At 37.2% G+C, this 3,766-nt stretch carries 3 protein-coding genes; 1 reads left to right on the top strand and 2 read right to left on the bottom strand.

Annotated elements, in window-relative coordinates:
• Window positions 1-694, bottom strand: a 694-nt coding sequence (locus tag ABDH28_03180) for a hypothetical protein (GenBank protein MEN2998022.1), incomplete at its 3' end; no start/stop codon positions are given.
• A 3-nt stretch (window positions 695-697) separates the two neighbouring features.
• Complete coding sequence (locus ABDH28_03175; protein ID MEN2998021.1) at window positions 698-1,840, bottom strand: branched-chain amino acid ABC transporter substrate-binding protein; 1,143 nt, start codon at window positions 1,838-1,840, stop codon at window positions 698-700.
• Window positions 1,841-2,159: 319 nt separating this feature from the next.
• On the opposite strand from ABDH28_03175, the gene ABDH28_03170 reads away from it, so the two are divergent.
• Window positions 2,160-3,766, top strand: a 1,607-nt coding sequence (locus ABDH28_03170; GenBank protein MEN2998020.1) for a hypothetical protein, incomplete at its 3' end; no start/stop codon positions are given.

The raw sequence follows: 3,766 nt of genomic DNA, 5'->3' as shown, positions 1-3,766 counted from the left end.
TTACAAATTCTTCGGCTTCTATTTTAGCTATCAGAGAGTCAATCTTTATCATAGGGTCAAAATAAGGAGTTGTATCGCTATCATGCATGCATTTAGTTATTCTGAAAAAGACTCTCTCATCGGGAAATCCGAAGTTGAGTATTGCTTTCAGTTGTATTGATAGATTTTCCTTTCCAACGAACTGGGTGATCTCATTGGGTAGGAAGAATCTCAATCCATTTACTAGCACAACGAGTTTGTTGCTTTCGTCTACATAGTAGTTTATTGAGGAAACAATTGTGTTATCCTTAAGTTTTGTGAGGTTTATATCATCTGGAAAGCCGTTTATTATCACTTCCTTGACATCAAGCTCTTCAATACTTTTAACATCAATTTCTTTTGACAGTATGCCGACACTGTTTACAAATTTTCTTAGCTTGACATCATTTAGCGAAACCGTTTGGAAAAAGATGTTTGCTATATCACTTGGCAGAAGTATTACCTTTGAAAATATTCTTTTGAGTGTATCGGCAGTGGAATATCTGTAGAGCACTCTTAAGCCGGGAAGGGCATAACCACTCTTGATTAGAGCTATGCCTAGAGCAATTTCGTCTTTTTCTTTGAGAATGTTTTTGAACATGAAGAAAGCATTTAGTATTTCTTTTTTTGTTGTGAATTCCAAGAATCCTATGTTGTGGCTGTGTTTTTGAACCATTTTCTATTCAATTATTTCTATTACCTTAAACTTGGAGTTTTCTACGATGTATATTGTGAATACAGAGTTTATATTGTCACCTTTGGTATCAAACTTAACTGTGAACATATCTTCTTTGAATTCAGTTTTTCTTATAAATTCGTTTGCTAATTCTCTGTTGTAAGTTCCTTTTTCTGCTAGTAAGTTGGTCAGTGCTGAGAAGAGTATTTTTGCAGATATGTAGGAATTGAAGTCAAATGGACCTATTTCATCCTTGGGGAATAAGGATTTGTACTTTTTGTAAAACTCACTTTCCTCTTCTATTGGTTTGCCTATGAAGGTTACGATATCTCCTTCAGTGAAAGATCCACCGATTTTTATGTATTCATCGGTCTTAAGTCCGTCTCCGCCGACAAAGGGTACGTTTAGACCAACTTCATCAGCTTGTTTTGTTAGCAATGCTCCCTCAACATAAACTCCGCCAAAGAATACAGCTTCGGGTTTCGTTTGCTTGATTTTTGTAAGCAAGGCTTTAAAATTTCTTGATCCTACTGTTATTGAGTCCCTACCTAGAACTATACCTCCTAGCCTCCTAAATTCCTTCTCAAACTCATCTGCTAGACCTTGACCATATTCAGTTTTGTCATCAATTATGTATATCTTCTTTATATTCTTTTTTACGAGAAATTTTGCTGCTATTGGTCCTTGTTGGGCATCAGTTGGACAGACTCTGAAAACGTTTTTAAAGCCTTGCAGTGTAAGTTTTGGGTTTGTTGATGCGGGTGTTATCATTGGCAGATTTCTTTTGTTATAAACAGCTGACGCTGGTATAGAACAGCCACTGTTTAGATGTCCTACAACTCCTATTATTCTATTGTCTGAAGCTATTTTCTCGGCTACGTTCACTGCTTCGCCTTCGTTAGCTCTGTCGTCAAAATACTCAAGAGAAATCTTAGCATTAGTGTAGGTATTGGTCATCTCAATGTAAGCAAGTATTACACCCCTTTTTATACCCTGACCGAGTGTAGCAATGTCACCAGTAAGAGGAGCAGCTACTGCAATCTTGTATTCTTCAACTTTTGAGCCCTCTCCACAGCCTGAAAGAGTCATTATTGAGATCAGTGTGATGGATGTAAAAACTGCGGAAAGTATCTTTCTCAGATCCATAAACCCTATCCTCCTTTTCCCCTGATTACACTACTACAACCAAATTATAAAAGAACCTAGGACTTCTCACAACTTAATTGTTCATGGTTTGTAGAAAGCTTCGTCAGAAGCTATATCTTGAAAAGGGTGTAAGAGAAAAGTTTGTAATAGGAGTCTGAGGTAGGGCGATATCTTGCGATTGCAGATACGCTCAGCTAAGAGGGGTAAGCAAACAGGAAATTAAAACCTTGTTTTCCTAGCTAAGAGTAAATTGAAAGTGTCATTTGTCTTATTTAACAATTGGTTGTGGTTATCTGGGTTATCCAGAGAGGAGTGGAGTATGAGAAGTTGGAAGTATGGGTTTTTTTGGTTTGTTTTGTCTTTTGCTTGGGTATGGGTGGGGTTAATTGGTTGTAAATGTGAGAGTAAGGTAGAGAGAGCTTATTCTTTGGTTTTTGTATCGCCTAAGGAAAGTGAAGTTGTGACAAATGAGAAGCTAAATGTTGTGCTTGAAGTAAGGGGGGATTTAAATCAGAAGGGTAACATTAAGGTGTTGATTAACAAAACTCTTGTATACTTATCTCCTCTAAAGGAGAGAATATCGTTTGATACACAGCTGGTTGATAAGACGAACTTCCTTGAATGTGTTATTGAAGAGGACTCTGTAGAAGTGTATAGGAAGGGGGTGTATTTCTTCTATAGTAAACCTTACGTTGTAAAACCAAAGAAGGTGAAGTATAGGTCTGTGAGAATAAGGGGAATAAGGAAGTATGAGGAAGTAGTTTCTGAGACACTGGCTCCCATAGATAAAAAATTGGAGGAGAAATTAGAGGAGAAGGTTGAGGAGAAGAGAGAGTATGTATCTTCTATATCTTTGGTCCTTGAAGAAAGTGTATCGGGGTATTATAGAGATAGTGTTCAAGTAAGCTACAGGGTGAACTCTGATAAGGAATTTGAGTCAAAGTTACTTGAGTACATTAAGGGGGTAAAGTTAGAGATCTCGGATGTTCAGGATAGAAAGTTGTTTTCAGAGTTCTTTAGGGAGCCGGGATTAACTGTAGATCTTGATTTGGAAGCTTTACCCAGTGGGACCTATATACTCACTGCAAAAGTGGAAGATATAGAAGGAAGGAGTTATGAAACTTCAAAGTGGATAAAGGTTGATAAAACTCCACCTAGAATTTACTTTGAAGATATTACGAATAATACTGTTGTGAGGGGAACGTTTTACTTTTCATCTAAGTTTGAGGATGAGGCTGGGATAGGGGATTTTACAGCCTTATTGGGTAAAGAAAAGCTTGCTTATAGGAAGGAGAAAGACAAAGTGGTGTTTTATTTTGATTCCACTAAGTTCAAGAATGGTAAAAATCGGATAGTGGTGTCTGTAACTGATAGGGTTGGTAATATGGCTGAGGTGAGTTTAGTGGTTTATATAGACAATTGGTTTGAGGAGGTTGTAGATAAGACATTCGGTGCAGGGTTTCACATAGCATCGTTTTTGGATGAAGAAAAAAATATCTACATAGCTTACTATAACATAGAATTGAAGAATTTGTTTTTTGGTTTGAAAAGGAGCGGTTCTGATAAGTGGGAGATACAAGTTGTAGATAAAGATGTTAATTCGGGAAAATATCCTTCTATATTTGTTGACAGATTTGATAGGATACATATCTCGTATGCGTATGTAAACGAGAAGTGGGATGATGAGGATCTTAGGTATGCTGTGAAAGAGGGTAAGGAGTGGAAAGTTGTTACTCTGGATCAGCAAGATAAAGCGGGAAGGTATACGAGTATAGTGGTTGATGATAGGGGAGTGCCACATATTTCTTATTACAACTACACTGTTGGCAGTCTGAGGTATATAACATATAATATAAAGATGGAGAGATGGGAAGTTTCGGTGCCAGATAGCTACGAAAATGTGGGAAGTGATACGAGTATAGGAAT

The organism is Brevinematia bacterium (assembly GCA_039630355.1).
Classification (GTDB): Bacteria; Spirochaetota; Brevinematia; order DTOW01; family DTOW01; genus SKYB106.
This window is presented reverse-complemented; position numbering and strand designations above follow the sequence as displayed.